This window comes from Paenibacillus piscarius (assembly GCF_022234545.1).
Lineage (GTDB): Bacteria > Bacillota > Bacilli > Paenibacillales > Paenibacillaceae > Paenibacillus_AQ > Paenibacillus_AQ piscarius.
On sequence record NZ_JAIEUI010000031.1, the window covers coordinates 34,231 to 54,831 of the forward strand.

The window sequence follows — 20,601 nt, forward strand, 5'->3', positions numbered from 1 at the left end:
AAATTGTTATTTGTAAACGATTTCCAATCGACTATAATTCATTGTGTAAGCGCTTAATTATGATGGAAATTAGGAGGGTACAGATGTCTAAACGTAAACGAATAATGAGCTTAGGGCTTGCGCTGGCCGTGCTCGCGGCCTCGGTGCTGCCGATGCGCACACCAGCTTATGCGGCGTCCGAGGAAGGACCTGCCGTGGTTCTCGCTTCAGACTATGAAGACGGCACCACGCAGGGCTGGACCAAGAAAGGCGACGAACAGCTTACAGTTACGAACGAAGTCTACCACGGTGGCGCCTACAGCCTGTATGTGGATGGTCGAACCAAGGATTGGGAGGGCCCCAACCACGTGCTGACGGACCATATGGCTCCGAATACAGCCTACACCGTAGGCGCATGGGTGAAATCGCCGTCGCCGGTCAAATTCACGGTACATACCAAAATCGGCGAAGCCGAGGATTGGAAGCCTGTAGCGGAGTTGAACGGGGCCCAGTGGCCGGAGGAATGGACTTATCTCGAAGGTACTTATATTACAGGCGATAAGGTAGGCTTCACCGAAATCTACGCGGAAGCCGCAGCAGGAACTGCATTCTACGTGGATGATGTCAAGATCACTGCCGCAGCAGTTGAAGTCCCGGATGGGGAGGAGGGGCTGAGAACGGATTTTGAAGACGGAACGCTTCAGGGCTGGAAGAACCGGATTGGACCGGAGTCACTGTCCGTGAGCCAGGATACCGCCAACACCGGGACCCGCAGTATGCTGGTCGAGGGAAGAGAGCGCAGCTTCTACGGGCCAAGTCTGAGTGTGAAGGAGCATCTGCGGCCGGGCAAGAGCTACCAGTTCTCGCTGCATGTCCGTCTGAAGGAGAAGCCGGAGGCTGACAAAAGTCTGCAGATGACCGTGTATAAAAAAGCCGGCTCCGAGAGCTGGAATGCAATCGATAAGGTGAGCATCAAGGCCGATGAGTGGGATCAGTGGCATCTGCTGAAGGGAACGTTCCAGTACAGCGATCAGCCGTCTGAGCTGAATCTGTTCGTGGAGACGCCTTACATTACAGAGGATACGGTAGATACGTTGTCCTTCTATGTCGATGATGTGGTTGTGGAGCCTGCTACAGAGCTGAGCATTGAACAGGATATTCCGTCGTTAAAAGATATCTACGCCGCCGACTTCGCCATCGGAGCTGCAGCGTATTCCTGGCAGATGGAAGGGGTCTACGGGGAGCTGCTGAAGAAGCATTTTAACAGCATTACAGCTACCTATGAAATGAAGCCCAAGTTCCTAGCGCCTTCCGAGGGCACTTATGTGTTCGACGGAGCGGATAAATATGTGAATTTTGCCCAGGCGAACGGCATGGGACTCCGCGGACACGCGCTGCTCTGGCACGTCGATGCTGCGGAGTGGATGTTCACAGGTCCTGACGGCCTGCCGGCCAGCCGGGAGCTGCTGCTGGATCGCCTGCAGAATTATATTGAGACCGTAATGCACCGGTATAAGGGTCAAATCTATGCCTGGGATGTAGTAAACGAAGCGATTGCCGACAATGGCGGCGGTCCGGACGGCATGAGATTATCCCCGTGGTATAACCTGATTGGCCCGGATTACATCGAGAAGGCGTTCGAGTTCGCCCGTGCGGCCGACCCGGAGGCGAAGCTCTATTACAATGATTATTACACTGAGATTCCCGAAAAGCGTGAGCATATCTACAAGCTGCTGAAGACGCTTAAGGCGAAGAATCTGATCGACGGCGTGGGCCTCCAGTCTCACCATGGCCTGTATTCACCGTCCATTCCAGAGATCGAGAAGACCATTCAGCAATTCTCCCAGCTTGGGCTGGATATTCAGATCACCGAGCTGGATGTCGATTCGGGCATTAGTCCGTCCTCCCCGCTGCCGGCGGATATCGCTGCGCGGCAGGGCAAGCGGTATAACGATCTATTTGAGCTCTACAAGAAGTATAAGGACACGATCTCCTCAGTCTCCATCTGGGGCGTGCAGGATGAGAAAAGCTACAATAACCATGCCATGTTATTCGATGAGCAGCTCAAGGCGAAGCCTGCCTTCTGGGGAGCGGCTGACCCCTCCAAGCTGCCTGACATCCACAATGTAGCCGTAGCGCTGGAGGGTACACCTCAAGCAGGCGCAGCCGGGCAAGCACTGTGGAACAAGACCGCAGGGATTGCTCTTGAACAGGGCAGTACTGTAACTGCCAAGGTTCATACGCTGTGGGATACGGATAACCTGTATGTCAAGGCAGAGGTTACCGACACCAGTGTGAACGGGGAAGACAAGGTTGAGATTTTCCTGGATGAGAACAATGGGAAGACCACAGCCTATGAGCCGGATGACCGCAAGATCAGCCTGCAGCGTTCAGGCACAGGGACAGCAGGCGTCAGCTTCACCAGCAAGGAACGTGAAGGCGGTTATACTATTGAAGCCAAAATACCGCTCGTAACGGTCAAAGGTTCTGCCGGCAAGGAGCTTGGCTTCGATATCCGTGTCAGCGATGCCGGTGCTCCAGGCTCAGTTCCTGCCTATTGGAATGACAGAAGCCAATCCCAGGATACGGATACCAGCCGTTACGGTGTCCTTCAGCTCGCTGTAATGCCTAATTCGGCGGAGTCGGTGAAGGGGCAGGTGCAGATTGACGGGCAGATGGACGCGGTATGGGAGCAGGCGAAGCCTTTTGACGTCAAATTGACTTCCGCTCCTTACAGCACCACCGCAGAAGCCAGATCGATGTGGACGGAGGATAGCCTATATCTGATCGTGGATGTGAAGGATGCTGTGCTCAAGGCGGATGCTGTAAATCCATGGGATCAGGATTCGGTGGAGATCTTCATCGATGAGAATTTCGGCAGAACTCCTTATTATGAGGGGGATGACGGCCAATACCGGATCAATATCAATAATGTGGCGTCCTTCGGCGGAGGAGCCTCGGATAACAGATTGACCAGTGCGGTGGTCCGTACAGAAGCCGGTTATCGAGTAGAAGCGAAGATCGACTTCGGAACCATCAAGGCCAAAGCGGGAAATGCGATCGGGCTTGACCTGCAGATCAATGACGACCGCGGTGACGGCACACGCAGCACAAGCAAGTGGAATGACAAGGGCGAGAATACGTGGAAGGATACGTCTAATTTCGGGATTTTGACCTTTGTGGCGCCTGAGGAGGCAACGCAAACTCCTACAGATGGGACTTCCTCGTCCCCATCCTCAGGCCCGGTTCCATCCTCACAGGCCCCTGGTCCGGCAGTGACCTTCACCGGCGGACAGCTTACTGTACAGTCTGCCCCGGATCAGGCGGGACTTGTGAAGGTGAATCTCCCGCAGGAGGAAGTAGGTAAGGCCGTGCAGCAGTCGCTGGACAGCGGCATTCTGAAGATTGCCGCCCAGCCTGCGGCAGGAGCCGAAGTGCTGCAGCTTGGGCTTCCGCTCCAGAGTCTCGCTGCACAGCCCAAGATTAAAGAGATTCAGATTGAGAGCGGCTTCGGTGCGGTCTTAAGCCTGAACACGGAGCTGCTGAAATTGCAGAATACTAAGGCTGGGGATATCCTACAACTGCAAGTGAAGCGAATAGCGCAGGATAGTCTGGCGGCAGCGGTGAAGGCCCGCCTGGATGGGGCAACTGTACTGGACTTCTCGCTTGCCATTCACGGAGCAGTGGTCACAGAGGTCAGCGCGGATGCCCTTACGCTTATGCTCCCTTATGAGCTGAAGACCGGCAAGCGCGCGCATCAGATTGCGGTATACCAGGTACTGGAGAACGGAAAGCTTGCAGCAGTGAAGGACCGTAAATACGACCAGGCTTCTGCCACCGTATCCTTCCAGCCGAAGCAGCTGGGCCAGTATGCCGTCTCCACCGTCAGCATCCCGGAGCAGAAGGACAGCAAGTGGGCCGGTGAGAGCATTGAAGCTCTGGCGGCAAGGGGAATTATTCCTATCGGGGCAGAGGCTTCCTATGCTTCCGGCGCTATGATGAGCCGGGCAGAATTCGCCCAGCTGCTGGTCAGTGCCTTCGACCTTCAGGCTACAGCAGGCGCTGCGGGCTTCAAGGATGTCAGCAAGGATTCGGCTTATGCCGAGGCCGTGGGCATTGCAAGCGCATTAGGTATAGTTAAAGGCAGAGCAGACGGGCTGTTTAGCCCGAATGATGCCGTCAGCCGCCAGGAGATGGCGGTTATGATGTACAGACTGGCTGCTCTGCAAAGGATCACGCTGAAGCCTTCTCCTACAGCAGTGGCAGGCTTCAAGGATCAGAACCAGCTGACGCCTGAGGCTTCATCCGCTGCCGGGAAGCTGCGGGCTGCTGGTCTGATCCAGGGCACACCGGACGGCTACTTCCTGCCGAAGGCCCAGATGACCAAGGCTCATGCGGCAGTACTGGTGTACCGGACCTTCAGCATAAGCGAGTAATTCTAAAGAACAAGCGGATAGAGTGGATAAATTCGATTGAGCAGCGGTTCTCCTTATAAGGGGGGGCCGCTGTTTTTATCTGCCTTCCCCGCTTTGTCCGGCTTCTGCGTCAGGACATAGTTGGATTTTAGGCACTTGTTCGCGCGCGGAATAGACCTAGCGGGACAACAGTTGGAAAAAAGGCACTTGTTAGGCCGGGATCAGAACAAAAAGAAGATTTTCCCGAAAATAAATAACATTAATCCACCTAATTTCCTCAAAAGCTCCAAGCCGGCTAAATTAAGATACGTTTTTCCAACTAATTCTGTAGTAAGCGGCCCAAACCTCGTTTGGAGGCGGCGCAGCTGGAATCTACTCGAATTGCCCCCCGCTTAAACAGCGGAGAGAACGGAACGATTGTGGAAAAGCGGCAGCGGTCGCCTTTGTCCCCGGATTTTCACCGCTAAGGAGAATAAATAAAATCTGGAGACAACAGCGATTGTAACAACGTTTCGTTCGTGGAGCGTCCACCCAAGCCAACAACTCATGCAACTCCACCCCCCACACTTAACTTGGTTATCATTTTGTTATCGATGCTCTGGATTTATCATGTAACTGCCATGCTCCGCTAGGTATGATAAATCTATAAACAAAGTAAACGGATACACGTTGACCAGCAAAGGGGAGCAGAAGCATGAAAAACATGGTTACGCCAGCCAGCGTAAAAGGCGAGAAACTGGATGTCAATGCGGGGAAGCCCCGAAAAAAATCAAAATGGACGAAGAACCTCAGTCTTGATCTGATGGTTCTGCCGGCTCTGATCCTGACAGTGATCTTCGCCTATATCCCGATGACGGGCCTGGCGATTGCCTTCAAAAACTATAAGCCGGGCTTAGGCTTCAGCGGGTCCAAATGGGTAGGGCTGGAGCATTTCGAATATCTGTTCAGCATTCCCGAGAACGTGCAGGTGATCTGGAACACTCTGATTATTGCGGGTCTGAAAATGATCGCCAACCTGATCGTTCCATTCCTGTTCGCACTGCTGCTCAATGAGATCCGCAAGATGGCGTTCAAGAAAATGGTACAAACCATTGTCTATATGCCCCACTTCCTGTCCTGGGTAATCCTGGGCGGTATCCTCTCCGACCTGCTGGCCAGAGATGGAGGCTTAATTAATCAGGTGCTGGTGAGTGTATTCGGCATCCAGCCGATCTTTTTCCTGGGTGACGGGAACTGGTTCAGATTCGTTGTTGTCGTGAGTGATGTCTGGAAAGAGTTCGGCTTCAACACCATCGTCTTCCTGGCCTCTCTTGCGGGAATCAACCCGGCGCTGTATGAGGCGGCTGAAGTGGACGGAGCAGGCCGCTGGCAGCAGACCTGGTCAATTACCATGCCGGCCATGCTGCCGATTACCATCGTGGTTGGAACGTTGGCGCTTGGTAACGTGCTTAACGGCGGCTTCGACCAGATCTTCAACCTGTACAACGCGCTTGTCTTCGATAAAGGGGACATCATCGATACATTTGTCTACAGACTAGGAATTGTTGACGGTAAGTTCAGCTTCTCCACAGCGGTCGGATTGTTCAAATCCGTTGTCAGCTTTGTCCTGATCGTAACAGCTTACCGCCTGTCGTACAAATTTGCTAACTACCGTATTTTCTAGAATGGAGGCCAATCTGGCATGTATCATAAAACAAAACCTTACCGCATCTTCACCGTGTTCAACTATACTCTGATGATCGCCATTTCGATCATGTGTCTTGTCCCGCTGATTCACGTCCTTGCCGTATCGTTCAGCGGCAAATCAGCTGCCAATGCCAATCTCGTCGGGCTGTGGCCGGTAGATTTCACCGTGGACGCTTATACCAAAACCGTAGCCAATGAGAATTTCACCCGGTCCATCTGGGTGACGCTGCAGCGGACGGTGCTGGGAACTGCTTTTAGCATGGGGATCGTCCTTCTGGCCGCCTATGCTCTGTCCAAGGACAGCGCCCGGTTCAGACGGCGGAATATCTATATCTGGCTGCTGGTGTTCACGATGCTGTTCAGCGGCGGTCTGGTGCCGATGTACATTCTGATTCAGAAGCTGCATCTGATGAACTCCTTGTGGGTGCTGATTCTGCCGGGTGCCGTCTCGGTATGGAACATCATTCTGCTGCTTAACTTCTTCCGGGCCGTGCCTAAGGAAATGGAGGAGGCCGCTTTCATTGACGGTGCCGGCCACTTCAGAACCTTGTTCAGCGTATATCTCCCGGTATCCCTGCCGGCCATCGCTACACTGTCGCTGTTCACAATCGTCGGGCATTGGAACTCCTGGTTCGACGGCCTGCTCTATATGACGGATCACCGCAACTATCCGCTGGCGACCTTCCTGCAGTCGGTCATTGTCCAGCAGGACTTCAGTAAAGTGACCGTACGTCCGGAGGATCTGGAGAATATCTCGCAGCGGACGGTCAAGGCCGCCCAGATCTTCATCGGAATGGCGCCGATTCTCATCGTGTATCCGTTCCTGCAGCGTTTCTTCGTGAAGGGAATTGTCCTCGGGGCGGTTAAGGAATAGCCGCCCTTCCTAACGAAAGGGGGTGATGCACGCGCTGGAAGCTAAAAAAGATTGACTCATATACTTAATATGATTAAATTTTATTTAAAGGGGTGCAAGATCATAATGATAAAGAAAATGAAATTCTCTACCGGGGCAGTGTTATCTACAGCGATGCTGGCCGGCCTGCTGGCCGGATGCGGCGGCGACGGCAACAATGCGGCCAAGGGCAGCACAGACGGGGCAGACAAGCCTGCGGCAAATGGGGATTCGATGTATTCCGCTCCTTTTGAGAATGGGAAGTACACTGAGCCTGTAACGATTAGCACGGTGTTTCCGATTGCAAGCAGTCTGAAATTCAAGAACGGCGAGAACATTGAGAACAACGTACACACCAAATGGGCCAAGGATACGCTGGGCATCGATATCAAGTATCTCTGGACAGTCAGCGACCAGAACAATGCTTATGAAACCAAGCTGCGTCTGATGCTGACCTCAGGCGAGAAAATGCCGGACATCATCTCCTTCCGTGGAAGCCCTTCCCTGATCTCTGATCTGATCGACAGCGGCCAGTTCACGGATGCGGGCGAATTGTTCGATAAATATGCTTCTGATATCTACAAGCAAGCGATGGCAGAAGAGCCAAGCGTATGGAATCCTTACATGAGAGACGGCAAACGTATGGGTATTCCGATTCTCGAAAACGCTTATAATAATGACCCAGTGATGTATATCCGCGAGGATTGGCTGCAGAAGCTCAACCTCAAGGCTCCAACCAATCTGGCCGAGCTTGAAACCGTGCTTGACGCGTTCACGAACCAGGACCCTGACGGCAACGGCAAAAAGGATACGGTAGGCCTCGCTGTAGGCTTCAAAAATAACCTCAACACCTGGATGTCTGAATCCGGCTGGATCTTCGGGATGTTCGGCGCGATGCCAAACCAGTGGAACAAGACCGCAGATAACAAACTGGCTTACGGCTCGGTTCAGCCGGAGATGAAGGAAGGCCTGGCCACGATGCAGAAATGGATGAAGGCAGGATATATCTCCTCCGAATCCGGTCTGTATGATGAGAACAAAGCAACAGAAGCCTTCACTGCAGGCAAAGCCGGTATCATTGTCGGCCCTTACTGGATGACAGGCTGGCCGCTGCCGGATCTGCAGAAGAACGTTCCGGGTGCGTTGCATAAGGCGTATCCGCTTCCTGCAGGACCAGACGGCAAGGTGGGCAGACACGGTACGAAGATTGCCTCCGGCGCTGTTCTGATCAACAAGGATATGGAGCACAAGGACGCCTTCTTCGTCTACCAGAACTATCTGTTTGACCACTGGGCCAACCCGGAGAGTACTACCTTCGTTAACGGCTTCGCCAAAGGCTATGACTATGATATCGCTGAAGACGGCACCGTGCTGAAAGAGCAGGATACCGATAAGATCCCTGGCGGCTGGGTGGATGCGATCCGTTACACGCTGACTTATGACGGTGCGATTATCCCGAACCTGATGATGAACACACTGGCTAAGCTGGCTGATGGAGCAGAGCCTGCCAACCAGTATGAGAAGAACCTGTCCGAGCGTATTCCTGAGCAGATCAAGGCGGCCAAGATCATCATCGACCAGAAGGACAGCGTTATGCCTGAGATGTTCACAGGTACACCTACTGAGACACAGCTCTCCCGTGGAGATATGCTGGAGAAGCTGGAGAAGGAAATTCTGAACAAAATCATTTATGACAAAGCGTCCGTGGACGAATTCGATACTTTCGTAGAGAAATGGAAAACTACAGGCGGCGATAAAGTGACCGAAGAGGTCAATGAGTGGTACGAATCCATTCAGAAGTAACAGAATCAGCAGACAAGGGCGGCCCCTCAGGCCGTCCTTTCATTCGGAGGAGCAAAGTGTGAAATATCGTCTGTCTATCTTTCAGTGGTTGTCATTAGTTCTTATGCTGATGCTCCTGATTATTGTGGGTGCGTTCTGGCTGATCTACAGGCTGAACGTCAAGGACATTCAGAACGAGCTGAGAAAAAATAAAATGTACGAGGTTGAATTCATGACCTCCCAGCTATCCACGCAGTTTGAACAGGTGCTGACAAATACCATTACTTTGTCACAGGACCAGTCTGTGCGTGGATATCCGTATATTCTGAAGTTCGGGGATCAGTATGCCAGATATGATATGAAGCTGACCATTATTGATAAGCTGGCCTTGAACGCAGCCTCCACGTCCTGGAAGAATACAGTCATTCTGTATTATGAGGATGAGGAAGAGACGGTATCCTCGGATTCGTCCTTCTCCTTCAGTACGTTCTCGCCTCCGGCACAGAAGCTTAACCGCTGGGTGCTGCACATGGATAAGGATGGCAAAGGGTATTACTCCAACGTGGTACGCAGCCATATCAGCTCGCTGCTCATTGAAGTGCGCATCTCCCTGGATAACCTGGTCAAGATGCTGGAGCAATATGTATCCGGGACGCCGGTTCTGTTCGATGCCACGCAGCAGAAGTTCATTGAGGGCGGGGCCGAGTTCCCCGGTGAGCTGCTGCAGTCCATGGGGCCTATGATCGGCGGGGACAGAGGCACACTCTCTATGAATACGAATCAGACGGAGTATCTGATTAACTATATGAAGGCGGATCTGCTGGATTTGTATTTCATAGACGCATATCCCAAACGCCAGTATATCGAACCGATTAACCGCAACAACCGGCTGTTCCTCTATGCGGTGCTGGTGGTGCTGGTCGGCATTATGTTCTACACGCTGCTGCTCAGGAGGCAGGTCCAGAAGCCTGTCATTATGCTGCGCAAAGCGATCGACCGGTTCGACCGGGGCGACTTCTCCAGCCGTGCTGTGGATCTGCAGGTCAATGAGTTCAAGGTACTCGGCAATTCCTTCAACCGGATGGCGGAGAATACCCAGACGCTGATTGAGCAGGTGCTGCTGGGTGAGTTGGAGGTCAAGGAGGCAAAGCTGAAGCAGTATCAGGCGCAGATTAACCCGCATTTTCTCTATAACTGTCTTAATTTCATCCAGAGCAAGGCCAGCATTGAGGACTATCAGGCGGTGACCGCGATGACGCTTCATCTGGCCTCGTACTGCCGGTATATTCACAAGATTGAGCAGCTTGATTCCACGCTGCAGGATGAGATTACATTCGTAGAGCATTACCTGCATATGGTGCATCTCCGCAAAAAGGAAATTACCTTCGAGATCGACGTTACGGCGGAGGCGGGGAAGTATCGTCTGCCTAGAATGATTTTGCAGCCGCTGGTGGAGAACTGCATCAAGCATGGCATTGAACCCAGCCTGCGGCCCGGCATTATTACGATTACCGCCAAGGAAGAGGCTTCCTCGCTGCTGATTACAGTGAAGGATAACGGCATCGGCATGACGGAGGAGAGGCTGAATATGGTCCGCCGTCATATTGATGACAATATCATCAGCAATGAACGGCTTGGAACCGGGCTGAGGAACGTGAATCAGCGGCTGCGCCTCTACTTCGGCAAGGACTCCGGGTTATCTCTGGAATCCTCACTGTCCGAAGGAACCTGTTACTGGATACGAATAGCAAAGGAGGCAGACGCGTATGCTGCAAATTCTGCTGGTAGATGATGAACAATATGTCGTGGACGATCTGGAGCTTGCTTTTCCCTGGCAGGAATTCGGCGTCGACAAAGTATACAAGGCTTACTCCGGCCCGCAGGCGCTGCAGCTGATGGAGCAGGTTCCCGTAGATATTATCATTACGGATATTGCCATGCCGGGCATGAGCGGGCTGGAGCTGGTGAAGCAGGTGAGGCGGACCCACCGGAGGATCAAGTGTATCCTGCTTACCGGCTATGCCGAGTTTGAATACGCGCGGGAGGCGCTTCAGCAGGGGGTTGTCGAGTACCTGGTTAAGCCGCTGGATCACCAGAAGCTGCGCGCTGCCCTGGAGAGCACGATCAAGTCGATCCAGACCGAGCTGGACCGGACCGCCTCCTATCAGCAGGCGCTGCTGGCCTTCAAGGAGCATCTTCCGGCGCTGAAGGATAAGCTGCTGGCTGAGCTGATTCAAGGCAAGGCTTATCCGGAGGAACGATTGAAGGAGAAGCTGGCCGGCTATCAATTGAATTTTCACCTGCAAGATCCTGTGTTCCTGTTCCTGATCCGCCTGGAGGAGCATTTCACCAATTTCGGGCTGGACAGCCAGCTGCTGTTCGAATATGCGGTGACGAACATCGCCTGCGAGCTGTTGGAAGAGGGGTTCGAGGTGTGGCATTGCCGGGATGCCTATGAGAATCTGGTGTTTCTCGTGAAGAGCAGGGAAGAGGCAGCTGCGGAGCCGGAGCAGTTGTTGAAACAGCTCGCTCATAAGACCCACCAGCTGCACAGCAGTGTGAACGAATATCTGAATGGCGGGATTTCGGTCATTCTGTCCTATCCCGGCATATTCCCGCTGGATATCCGCTCCATGTATGACGACTCCCTGTCTGCGCTTAGGCAGCAGGTCGGTAATGACCGGGGCTACTTCATCTCCCTGACGGACAAGCAGAAAAGCTCGCCGGTCCAGCCGCTGAAGGACCTGTATGCTTCCCCGTCCCTGATGCACCTGCTGGAGACCGGCCAGTGGCAGGGCTACAAGGAGAGGCTGCAGCAGATGAAGGACTTCAGCAACAGTCTGCCGGCCTATAATGAGGAGTATATCGAGGAGATCCGCAGCATGATCCTGGGCTCTTTTCACTATATTGCCCATAAGAATCATGCCCTGTTATCGGATCTGGTGGGCCGGGAGCTGCTGGAGAAGACGCTCTTCCGTTCGGTCTCTCAGCTCATCACCTGGGGCGAGGCGATGGTGGATACCCTGCAGGGCAAGCTCGAACGGGACACCCGCAACAACCGGCTGGACATTATCAAGGACATCCAGAGCTGTATTGCCGCCAATCTGGCGGAGGCCAGCCAGCAATTCGTTGCAGACACGGTCTCGCTGCACCCTGCGTATGTGTCCCGGCTGTTCAAGCAGGTGACCGGCACCAGCATCAGCGAGTATATCCTGAACCTCAAGATGGAGCAGGCAGTCGCGAGTCTGCGGGATTCCGATCTGAAAATCTATGAAATCTCGGAGCAGCTCGGCTACGCCAACAGCCAGTATTTCATCAAGGTGTTCAAGGAGCAATTCGGCATGACGCCGCAGGATTATCGTGGGAAGTTGTAGGGGAGAGTTAATGCTTATCCGCGAACAGCAAAGGTTTCGGCTCATTGGGGCCGGGGCCTTTTTTTGCTGCTGAGCGGTGGAAATCGGACACAATGGGCCGGGGCGAGGGTGGAGGGCGGAATGTAATCGAAAAACCGATTACAGTTGGGCTTGGAGCGGCGCGTGGACGGAATGTAATCGGAAAACCGATTACAGTTGGGCTTGGAGCGGCGTGTGGACGGAATGTAATCGAAAAACCGATTACATGGGCAGCTGTGGGGAGGGGATGAGAGCCAGATGCTTTTTTCGCCGCAGCCTGCACTATTGGTCCCCTTTTCATTAGCTAAAATTTAAATATGATAACCGATTGACATAAATATGTTAACCGGTTATCATAAAGTTGCATTCAGAATGAATGCGCATTCATTCCAACGAAAAGCAAGGGGGAGTTCACTTGAAATTGAGAAAAGCTGCAAGCTTCGCTATCGCTCTGACGGTGGTCACCGGATTACTCGCAGGCTGCTCCAAAGGGAATTCGGCAAACAATGCTGTCAAGGAAGACAAGGGGAACGGGGCAACACAGACAGAGCAGGCCTCCAAGGACGTTAAGCTTACCTTCTTCAATACCTCCGCAGAAGTGAATACCGTGTTCGAAGAGCTGTTCAAGAAGTATCATGAGCTGAATCCGCAGGTAACCATTGAACTGATTCCTACTCCGATCGGGGGCGCGCAGCTGGAGAAGTTCCAATCGCTGCTCGCCTCCGGCAATCCGGCCACGATGGTCAATCTGGATGCCGGAACGATTCTTCAGTATAAAGATGATTTTCTGAATCTGGAGCCTGAGAAGGCCAAGTATGAAGCTCTCACCAATCCGGGAGCCATCGACGGCGCGTTACTGGACGGACAATTCCTGGGTATTCCCTGGACTGCCCAAGGGTATGGCCTCCTGTACAACAAGCGTGCCGTGGAAGAGGGCATCGGCGGGACCTTTGATCCGGCTTCAGTGAAGACCCGCGACGATCTGGAAGCGGTCTTCAAGAAGCTTGAAGCAGCCGGCAAGGCACCGGTGATGGTTCACGGGGCAGACTGGTCGCTCGGCGCCCACTACCTGGGGCTCACCTATTCCCTGCAATCGCAGAAGGTGGAGGACAACCGCAAGTTCGTAGATGAGCTGAAGGACGGGAAGGTGAATCTGGCGGAGAATCCGCAGTTCACCGGCCTGATGGATACGTTCGACCTGCTGAAGCAATACAATGCCCGCAAGAGTGATCCGCTGGTCTCCGATTATAACCGGGACAGCGCCGATTTCGCCAAGGGCAATGCTGCCTTCTACTTCATGGGTGACTGGAGTTGGGCGGTCATAGGATCGCTTGAAGGCCGCGATGCCGAGTTCGGTATTCTGCCGCTGCCTATCAGCAACAACCCGGACGATTTCGGCAACACACAAATTGCTTACAGCGAGCCGAAGCTGTTCGCCATCGACAACTCGAAGTCTTCACCTGAGCAGCAGGAGGCCGCCAAGGCTTTTATCGAATGGATGGTTACCAGTGAAGAAGGACAGAAGGCCATCATTACCGACATGGGCCTGTCCATGCCGTATAAGGATCTGAAGGCAGAGAGTACGAATATCATGTCCAATGCCGTCAGCGAATACGTGAAGCAAGGGAAGATCATCAACATCGGTGTCATCAATTATCTGCCGCAGGATTACTGGGCCAAGACGGGTGCTTCGATGCAGAAGTATCTCGTAGGCAACATCGACCGCCAGGGTCTCGCCCAGGAGGTTCAGGATTACTGGAAATCTTACGCAGGAAAATAGAGTTTTGAGCTTCATAAGCTTCTGTTGGAACAGGATGGACTGGGATTCCCCCCGGCCCGTCCTGTAAGCAGGAAAGGGGGCAGCGCCATGAATAAAAAGTTATCACTGAGGAACGCGGGGACCTTTCTGGTCTTCGGCGGTCCTTCGATCCTGGCTTTTACCGCCGTTGTGATCATACCGTTCATTGTCGGCTTATATTTGACCTTTACGAACTGGGATGTGCGGACAGGGGACAGCAGCCTGATCGGGTTCACGAACTATGTTGAGGTATTCCGGGATAAGGTCTTCTTGAACCAGCTGTGGTTCACGTTGAAATATGTCTTCTTCACCGTGGTGATTGCCAACCTCTTCGCCTTCTTCATTGCGCTGGCGCTGTCGCGGGGCGGGAAGGGGGAGCAGTGGCTGCGCACCGGCTTCTTCACCCCCAATCTGGTCGGCGGGATTGTGCTCGGCTACCTGTGGCAGACCTTATTCTCACAGGTGCTGCCTTACCTGGGCAACAAATACGGCTGGGCGATGTTCCAGACCTCCTGGCTGACGGACACAGGGACGGCCTTCTGGGCGCTGATTATTGCGACCGCCTGGCAGCTCGTCGGGTATCTGATGATCATCTACATCGCCGGATTCACCAGCGTTCCGGGAGATGTGCTGGAGGCAGCGAGCATCGACGGCGCGGGCCGGGCTTCAGTCATCCGCAAAATTATTCTGCCGCTTACCGTTCCGGCGATTGTCATCTGCATTTTCATCTCATTGTCCCGCTCCTTCCTGACGTATGACATCAACCTGGCCTTAACCAAGGGCGGACCGTTCAATTCAACCGAGCTGGCCACCTACCATATCGTGCAGAAGGCCTTCCTGTCAAATCAATACGGGGTCGGCCAGGCCGAAGCCGTGGTCTTGTTCGCCGTCGTGGCGGTGATTGCGCTGACGCAATCCTATCTGCTCAAGAAGCTGGAGGTGGAATCCTAATGACGAACCAGCGTATTTTCGCCGGATTCAAGACAGGATTACTGTACATGCTGCTGCTGGCTTTTTTGACACCATTCCTGCTGATTATTATGAACTCCTTCAAGACCACCCAGCAATTCTTCGAGAGCCCTTTGTCCTTGCCTACCTCGATTAGCTTCGGCAATTATGCGAGCGCCTTTAAGAATATGGATTTCCTGCAGGGGTTCATGAATTCCCTGATCATCACGGCAGTGTCTGTGGCGGTTATTATTATTTTCTCGGCGATGACCGGGTACCTGTTCGTCCGCTTCAAGTGGAAGGTGAACGGCATTATCTTCTTCCTCATGCTGGCCTCGATGGCGCTTCCGTTCCAGGTGCTCATGATCCCCATGGTAATGCTCTACGGGAATATGGGGCTGCTGAATACCAAGCTGACGCTGCTGTTCATGTATCTCGGCTTCGGGGTGCCGTTCGGCGTCTTCACCTTCCACGGCTTCATCAAAGGAATTCCTTATGAGCTGGAAGAGTCGGCTTTTATTGAGGGAAGCTCTACACTGCGCACGTTCTTCAGCATTGTCCTGCCCTTACTGAAGCCGGTATTCGTCACGCTGCTGGTGCTGGATGTGCTCTGGATCTGGAATGATTATCTCCTGCCCAGCCTTGTGCTGCTGTCGCCGGACCAGAAGACCCTGCCGCTGTCCACATACACCTTCTTCTCCTCCTATTCCGTGGATTATGCCCCGCTGATGGCCGGGCTGATCATGACCATTATTCCGGTGCTGATCATCTACCTTTTCCTGCAAAAGCAAATTATCAAGGGAATCACGGAGGGCGCGCTGAAATAAGGGGAGCGGAGAAGCGGGAAAGGAGCGGAGGGGAAATTTGGAACTGTAGGAGCGGTAGCGTCCGCCTTTGTCAACGGATTTCATCCGCCAGAGCGGAATAATTCAAGAAATCTGGTGACAACAGCGGCCGGAAGTCCAAATGTTCACCGGAGCGACGATTACGCTCATATAGCTGAAATTCAGGCAGAATTCCTCTATAATTGGAACTAAAAAGCAAGGTGGTTCCTATGGCGAATCTGAAGGATGTCGCGAAGCAGGCGGGGCTGTCGGTCAATACCGTCTCCCGGGTGCTTAACAATAGAGGGTACATCAGTGAGAAGACCAAAGAGAAGGTCTACCGGGTCATGAAGGAAATGAATTATCAGCCGAATGAGATGGCCCGGGCCTTATTCCGCAAGAAGTCCAATATGATCGGGCTGATTATCCCGACGATTTCCCATCCGTTTTTTGCAGAGTTAACCAGTTATCTTGAGTATTATGCAGACCTGAAGGGCTACAAGCTCCTGCTGTGCAATTCCAACCGCGATGTGCAGAAGGAAGTGGAATACATCGGGATGCTCCAGAAAAATCAGGCCGATGCCATCATCATGGGCAGTGCCGTGCTGGATGTGCAGCATTATCTGCATCTGGATCTGCCGGTTGTCTCCTTCGACCGGATCATTGCGGACGATATTCCGGTGGTCACCTCGGATAATCTGGAGGGCGGGCGGCTTGCTGCCCGGCTGTTAATCTCCAAGGGCTGTCAGCATCCTGTCCATATCTACCGGGGAATTGACGGGCCCCAGCACCACTTCATGCTGGCCAGTCTGAGAAGGCAGGGCTATGAAGAGGAGCTGAAGCAAGCCGGGCTTGCGCCGCTGACGCTGCAGCTTGAAGTGCAGGACGGCAGCTATACCGGTGGCGATACCGCGATTGCCGCATACCTTCAGGAGCACCCTGAAATCGACGGCGTGTTCGCCAGCAGTGACGTGATCGCCGCCGAGGTTATTCATGCCTGCAACCTGCTGGATAAGCCCATCCCTTCGGCGATGCGGATCGTGGGCTATGATGATGTGCAGGTCGCTTCACTAATCTCACCGCGGTTAAGCACCATCCGGCAGCCGGTTCGCGAGATGAGCGAAGCCATTATCGAGCAGGTTATTCAGCAAATTGAAGGCCAGACGGTGCCGAAGGTGAATACTTTTCCGGTAACGGTGGTTGAACGCGGTACGACCTGACCCTGGCGGCTGGCAGATTTCTGCCAGAGTTTGCTCTAAATAGAGTATCAGATTAAAAATAGTGGAACGGGCATGATGAGACAAATGTATGCGAAAAACCGAACACAAATAGTAGGTGGTTTCGTCTTACTGATTCAATCCATACACTAAACCTGATGTTGCTCCCATTACAGTATCAGAGTTAGTATTGTGAATTTTCCCGCAGCAGTTCTTCGGGTGCTGTAGGCGCTGGAGCGATTGCAACTGTATTTTATACAATAGAATGCTGTAAAAAAGCCTTCAAAATAGAATCTATTGTATTCCGTACAATTGAAAGTTGAAAAAAGGCCGATTTTCTCCCAAAACATGATAATCCACTGTATGAAATACAATAGAATCTCATTTTACGGTCAGCTATGCGTTTTCTATTGCAGGAAATACAATCACTTACTTGAATTTAAGAGTAGAATTCACCAACGGGTAGCAGAATCAGCCTAATCTTAGCTCGAAGTCCATTCTTAAAGTTTCAGAGCTGCTGCTGCCCTATTATATCAACCGGTTAACATAGAGCCCCGTCCCTGCCCACGATGCAGAGGCGGCAGGCCGACCCGGGACTGGAGGTACGGATGACTGTAACGATCAAAGATGTCGCTGAGAGAGCGGGCGTGTCCGTCACTACCGTCTCCCGTGTGCTGAATAACCGGGGGTACCTGAGTGAACAACTGAAGCACAAGGTAAACAGCGCCATGGAGGAGCTGAATTACCATCCGAGTGAGGTAGCCCGCTCCCTGCTGCGCAAGAAATCTAATATTATTGGACTGATTCTGCCCGACATCTCCCATCCATTCTTCGGAGAGGTCACGAAGCATATTGAGGCTTACGCCTACGAGCAGGGCTATAAGCTCATGCTGTGCAATTCCCTGCACCATAAGAAAAAAGAGAAGGAATACATCGATCTGCTCCGGGCCAGCCGGGTCGACGGCATCATTATGGGCAGCCATACGATGAGCGTGAGCGATTATAAGTCGATCAACCTGCCGCTGGTGTCACTGGACCGGCAGATCTCGAAGACAATCCCGTTCATTGCCTCCGATAACTATCAGGGCGGCGTATTGGCTACCCGATTACTGCTGCGCAAAAAATGTAAGAGCATCGCCTACCTCAGCGGGAATCTGCGCCTGAATCTGCTGGCCAAGCAAAGGCATGATGCCTTCCTGGAGCAGGTCAGCGGACAAGAGGTTGAATATACCGTGCGGCAGACCGATCTGAACGGCTTCAAATATAAGGATTATGAGAAAATGGTCAGCAGCCTGTTTCAGGAGCGTCCTGAGCTTGACGGGGTATTCGCGAGCAGCGATATGCTGGCGATGCAGGTGCTTAAGCAATGCAGGCGGCTGGGCAGAGCAGTGCCGGATCAGGTCAAGGTTGTAGGCTACGACGGCATTGCCGCCTTAGAGGCCGAGGATCTGACAACCATCGTACAGCCGATCAAGCAGATGGGCGAGCTGGCCGTGCAATATCTGCTTCAGCAGATTGCCGGAGAGCCGGTTCCGCTGGAGACGATTCTCCCTGTCCGGTTATCCGAGAAGGGAACTACATGAACAGGTTGTACACAGTGCATCATTCACACACGAACGATATGGAGGAACCATAAATGGATTTCATTCACCGCATCGCCCCTGAATTACAGGAGGGCTTCGCCGGCTTGCCGCCGCTGCAATTGCCGGAAGGTCTGGCCGCAGCCAGAAGCAGTGTTCCTATGCCAGCCGAATCACTGGAGGGCGTCTGCATTACAGAGCAAGTATTGTCCGTGCCCGGCGCTCATCCTGTACCGGTCAGAATCTATGAACCGGCTAACAGAAATGAACATGCGCTGCCTGCCCTGCTCTGGACCCATGGCGGCGGTTATATTCTGGGGAATCCCGGCGGCGACGATGCGTTATGCGGCCGCTTCGTTCAGGCAGCCAATTGTGTCATTGTGTCGCCCGACTACCGGCTGGCCCCGGAGCATCCGTTTCCGGCAGCCATCGAAGACAGCTACGCAGCTCTGGTATGGCTGGCCGAAGCCGGGAACGGGCTCAATATTGACCGCTCGCGGATTGCTGTCGGAGGCGCAAGCGCAGGCGGGGGGCTGGCGGCTGCCCTGGCGCTGATGGCCCGGGATAAGGGCGGTCCGGCCCTCTGCTTCCAGCTTCCGCTGTACCCGATGCTGGACGACCGCAATCTGACGCCCTCCAGCCATGAGATTACCCATCCTGCGCTGTGGAACCGGGCGAACAATCTGACCGCCTGGGAGATGGTTCTGGGCGGACCGGCCGGAGACGCGGAGGTTTCCCCTTATGCGGCTCCGGCCCGGGCCGAGGATCTGACGGGCCTGCCGCCCGCTTATATCTGTATCGGGCAGCTCGATCTGTTCCGCGATGAGACGCTGGACTATGTAACCCGGCTGGCGCAGGCTGGTGTCGATGTGGAATTCCACCTGTATCCCGGCGGATATCATGGCTTCGAGCATGTTGTTCCCGCAGCCGCAATCAGCAACCGGGCGATGCAGGAGTATATCCATGCCCTGGCGAAGGCCCTGAATTCCTGAATCCTGCTGGTCCCCCGGGAAAGTACCCTTTGAATTGTAAAAAGTGTACGGTTTTTTGAAAGTAACGCCTGTCCGGAAACCATAGAATAAAGTTGATCACAGGATAATGGAGTGTTAGGGGGAGTACGGGTGTTTAAACTTGATGAGGCCATACCGCTTGAAGATAAGAAAAATGATGTGCTGACAGTGGGCGAGCTGCTCGTGGATATGATCTCCAATGAATACGGGGATGCTTCGGAATGTAACGGATATACCCGGTATTTCGGCGGGTCGCCGTCCAATATTGCCATCAATGTGCGAAAGCTGGGCATCCGCTCGCAGGTCGCTTCTGCGGTGGGGCGGGATAGCCTGGGCAGCTTCCTGATCCGCAGGCTGCAGAGCGCCGGGATGGATACCGGCGGAATCCAGCAGGTGGAGGAGTCGACCAGCATGGTGGTGATTACGAAGAGCCAGGCGACACCGGTTCCCATCTTCTACCGCGCGGCAGATTGCCGGCTGGAGTATACGGAGGCGCTGGAGCAAGCGCTGATTCAATCCCGGATTGTCCACTTCTCCTGCTGGCCGGTCTCCAGACAGCCTTCGCGGGCTGCCATTGAACGGGTGATTGAGGTGGCCAGGAAGCATAAGCTGCTGATTGGCTTCGACCCTAATTATCATCCGGCGATATGGCAGCCGGGAGAGGACGGGGTGGCCTATGTCAAAGCGATGATCCCGCAGGTGGATATTATCAAGCCGTCGGAGGATGATGCCGCGCGCCTGTTCGGCCCCGGAACCCCGGAGGAGCAGCTGGCCAGATTCCTGGCGCTGGGCGCGAAGCTGGTCATTCTGACGCTGGGCAAGGATGGCGCATTGGTCTCCAATGGACAAGAGACGCTGGCTCTCTCTACCAAGGCTGACGTTGTAGAAGATACGACGGGCGCGGGAGATGCCTTCTGGTCGGGATTCTATACCGCTATCGTCAAAGGCAATACGCTTAGAGAGGCGCTGGAGTCAGGGCTTGCCGTCAGCGCCTATAAATTGAAATATACAGGTGCGGTAGTAGAGCTGCCTGCGCTGGAAGCGATCCAAGAAGAATACAACCTGTAGGAGGCTCTGA

Annotated in this window: 13 protein-coding genes; all 13 read left to right on the forward strand. The window is 53.6% G+C overall.

Going from position 1 to position 20,601, the window contains the following annotated elements; genetic code table 11:
- Positions 1 to 83: 83 nt before the first annotated feature.
- The 13 genes from K1558_RS30405 to K1558_RS30465 all read left to right on the forward strand — a co-directional run bounded on the left by K1558_RS30405 (position 84) and on the right by K1558_RS30465 (position 20,591).
- Positions 84 to 4,415 carry an endo-1,4-beta-xylanase gene (locus tag K1558_RS30405; RefSeq protein ID WP_238655711.1) on the forward strand — a complete coding sequence of 1,444 codons (4,332 nt, stop codon included), beginning with the start codon at positions 84 to 86 and terminating at the stop codon, positions 4,413 to 4,415.
- Between the two features lie 682 nt (positions 4,416 to 5,097).
- Positions 5,098 to 6,057 carry an ABC transporter permease gene (locus K1558_RS30410; protein WP_420800484.1) on the forward strand — a complete coding sequence of 320 codons (960 nt, stop codon included), beginning with the start codon at positions 5,098 to 5,100 and terminating at the stop codon, positions 6,055 to 6,057.
- Between the two features lie 18 nt (positions 6,058 to 6,075).
- Positions 6,076 to 6,954: a carbohydrate ABC transporter permease gene (locus tag K1558_RS30415; RefSeq protein WP_238655712.1), complete on the forward strand. Its 879-nt coding sequence runs from the start codon at positions 6,076 to 6,078 to the stop codon at positions 6,952 to 6,954.
- Positions 6,955 to 7,059: 105 nt separating this feature from the next.
- A complete protein-coding gene (locus K1558_RS30420) occupies positions 7,060 to 8,775 on the forward strand; it encodes an extracellular solute-binding protein (protein ID WP_238655713.1) in 1,716 nt (571 codons plus the stop codon).
- Positions 8,776 to 8,833: 58 nt separating this feature from the next.
- Positions 8,834 to 10,546: a sensor histidine kinase gene (locus K1558_RS33120; protein WP_238655714.1), complete on the forward strand. Its 1,713-nt coding sequence runs from the start codon at positions 8,834 to 8,836 to the stop codon at positions 10,544 to 10,546.
- Positions 10,521 to 12,128 carry a response regulator gene (locus tag K1558_RS30430; RefSeq protein ID WP_238655715.1) on the forward strand — a complete coding sequence of 536 codons (1,608 nt, stop codon included), beginning with the start codon at positions 10,521 to 10,523 and terminating at the stop codon, positions 12,126 to 12,128. The genes K1558_RS33120 and K1558_RS30430 overlap by 26 nt, the downstream gene beginning before the upstream one ends.
- A 433-nt stretch (positions 12,129 to 12,561) precedes the next feature.
- Positions 12,562 to 13,926 (forward strand): ABC transporter substrate-binding protein, encoded by a 1,365-nt coding sequence (locus K1558_RS30435; RefSeq protein WP_238655716.1) that lies wholly within the window; start codon positions 12,562 to 12,564, stop codon positions 13,924 to 13,926.
- 87 nt (positions 13,927 to 14,013) lie between these two features.
- Entirely contained in the window at positions 14,014 to 14,895 is an 882-nt protein-coding gene (locus K1558_RS30440; protein ID WP_238655717.1) for a carbohydrate ABC transporter permease, read from the forward strand.
- Positions 14,895 to 15,719, forward strand: a complete 825-nt coding sequence (locus tag K1558_RS30445; RefSeq protein ID WP_238655718.1) for a carbohydrate ABC transporter permease — start codon at positions 14,895 to 14,897, stop codon at positions 15,717 to 15,719. Before K1558_RS30440 ends, K1558_RS30445 begins: the two co-directional genes overlap by 1 nt.
- 227 nt (positions 15,720 to 15,946) lie before the next feature.
- Positions 15,947 to 16,936: a LacI family DNA-binding transcriptional regulator gene (locus K1558_RS30450; RefSeq protein WP_238655719.1), complete on the forward strand. Its 990-nt coding sequence runs from the start codon at positions 15,947 to 15,949 to the stop codon at positions 16,934 to 16,936.
- Between the two features lie 605 nt (positions 16,937 to 17,541).
- Positions 17,542 to 18,516: a LacI family DNA-binding transcriptional regulator gene (locus K1558_RS30455; RefSeq protein ID WP_238655720.1), complete on the forward strand. Its 975-nt coding sequence runs from the start codon at positions 17,542 to 17,544 to the stop codon at positions 18,514 to 18,516.
- A 53-nt stretch (positions 18,517 to 18,569) separates the two neighbouring features.
- Positions 18,570 to 19,505, forward strand: coding sequence for an alpha/beta hydrolase (locus K1558_RS30460; protein ID WP_238655721.1), 936 nt, complete (start codon positions 18,570 to 18,572; stop codon positions 19,503 to 19,505).
- Between the two features lie 129 nt (positions 19,506 to 19,634).
- Positions 19,635 to 20,591, forward strand: a complete 957-nt coding sequence (locus K1558_RS30465; RefSeq protein ID WP_238655722.1) for a carbohydrate kinase family protein — start codon at positions 19,635 to 19,637, stop codon at positions 20,589 to 20,591.
- Positions 20,592 to 20,601: the final 10 nt, after the last annotated feature.

Bases quoted from the DNA above. Each gene is read 5' to 3' on its own strand.
- K1558_RS30405 (WP_238655711.1), top strand. From the start codon at position 84: ATGTCTAAACGTAAACGAATAATGAGCTTAGGGCTTGCGCTGGCCGTG.
- K1558_RS30410 (WP_420800484.1), top strand. From the start codon at position 5,098: ATGGTTACGCCAGCCAGCGTAAAAGGCGAGAAACTGGATGTCAATGCG.
- K1558_RS30415 (WP_238655712.1), top strand. From the start codon at position 6,076: ATGTATCATAAAACAAAACCTTACCGCATCTTCACCGTGTTCAACTAT.
- K1558_RS30420 (WP_238655713.1), top strand. From the start codon at position 7,060: ATGATAAAGAAAATGAAATTCTCTACCGGGGCAGTGTTATCTACAGCG.
- K1558_RS30430 (WP_238655715.1), top strand. From the start codon at position 10,521: ATGCTGCAAATTCTGCTGGTAGATGATGAACAATATGTCGTGGACGAT.
- K1558_RS30440 (WP_238655717.1), top strand. From the start codon at position 14,014: ATGAATAAAAAGTTATCACTGAGGAACGCGGGGACCTTTCTGGTCTTC.
- K1558_RS30445 (WP_238655718.1), top strand. From the start codon at position 14,895: ATGACGAACCAGCGTATTTTCGCCGGATTCAAGACAGGATTACTGTAC.
- K1558_RS30450 (WP_238655719.1), top strand. From the start codon at position 15,947: ATGGCGAATCTGAAGGATGTCGCGAAGCAGGCGGGGCTGTCGGTCAAT.
- K1558_RS30455 (WP_238655720.1), top strand. From the start codon at position 17,542: ATGACTGTAACGATCAAAGATGTCGCTGAGAGAGCGGGCGTGTCCGTC.
- K1558_RS30460 (WP_238655721.1), top strand. From the start codon at position 18,570: ATGGATTTCATTCACCGCATCGCCCCTGAATTACAGGAGGGCTTCGCC.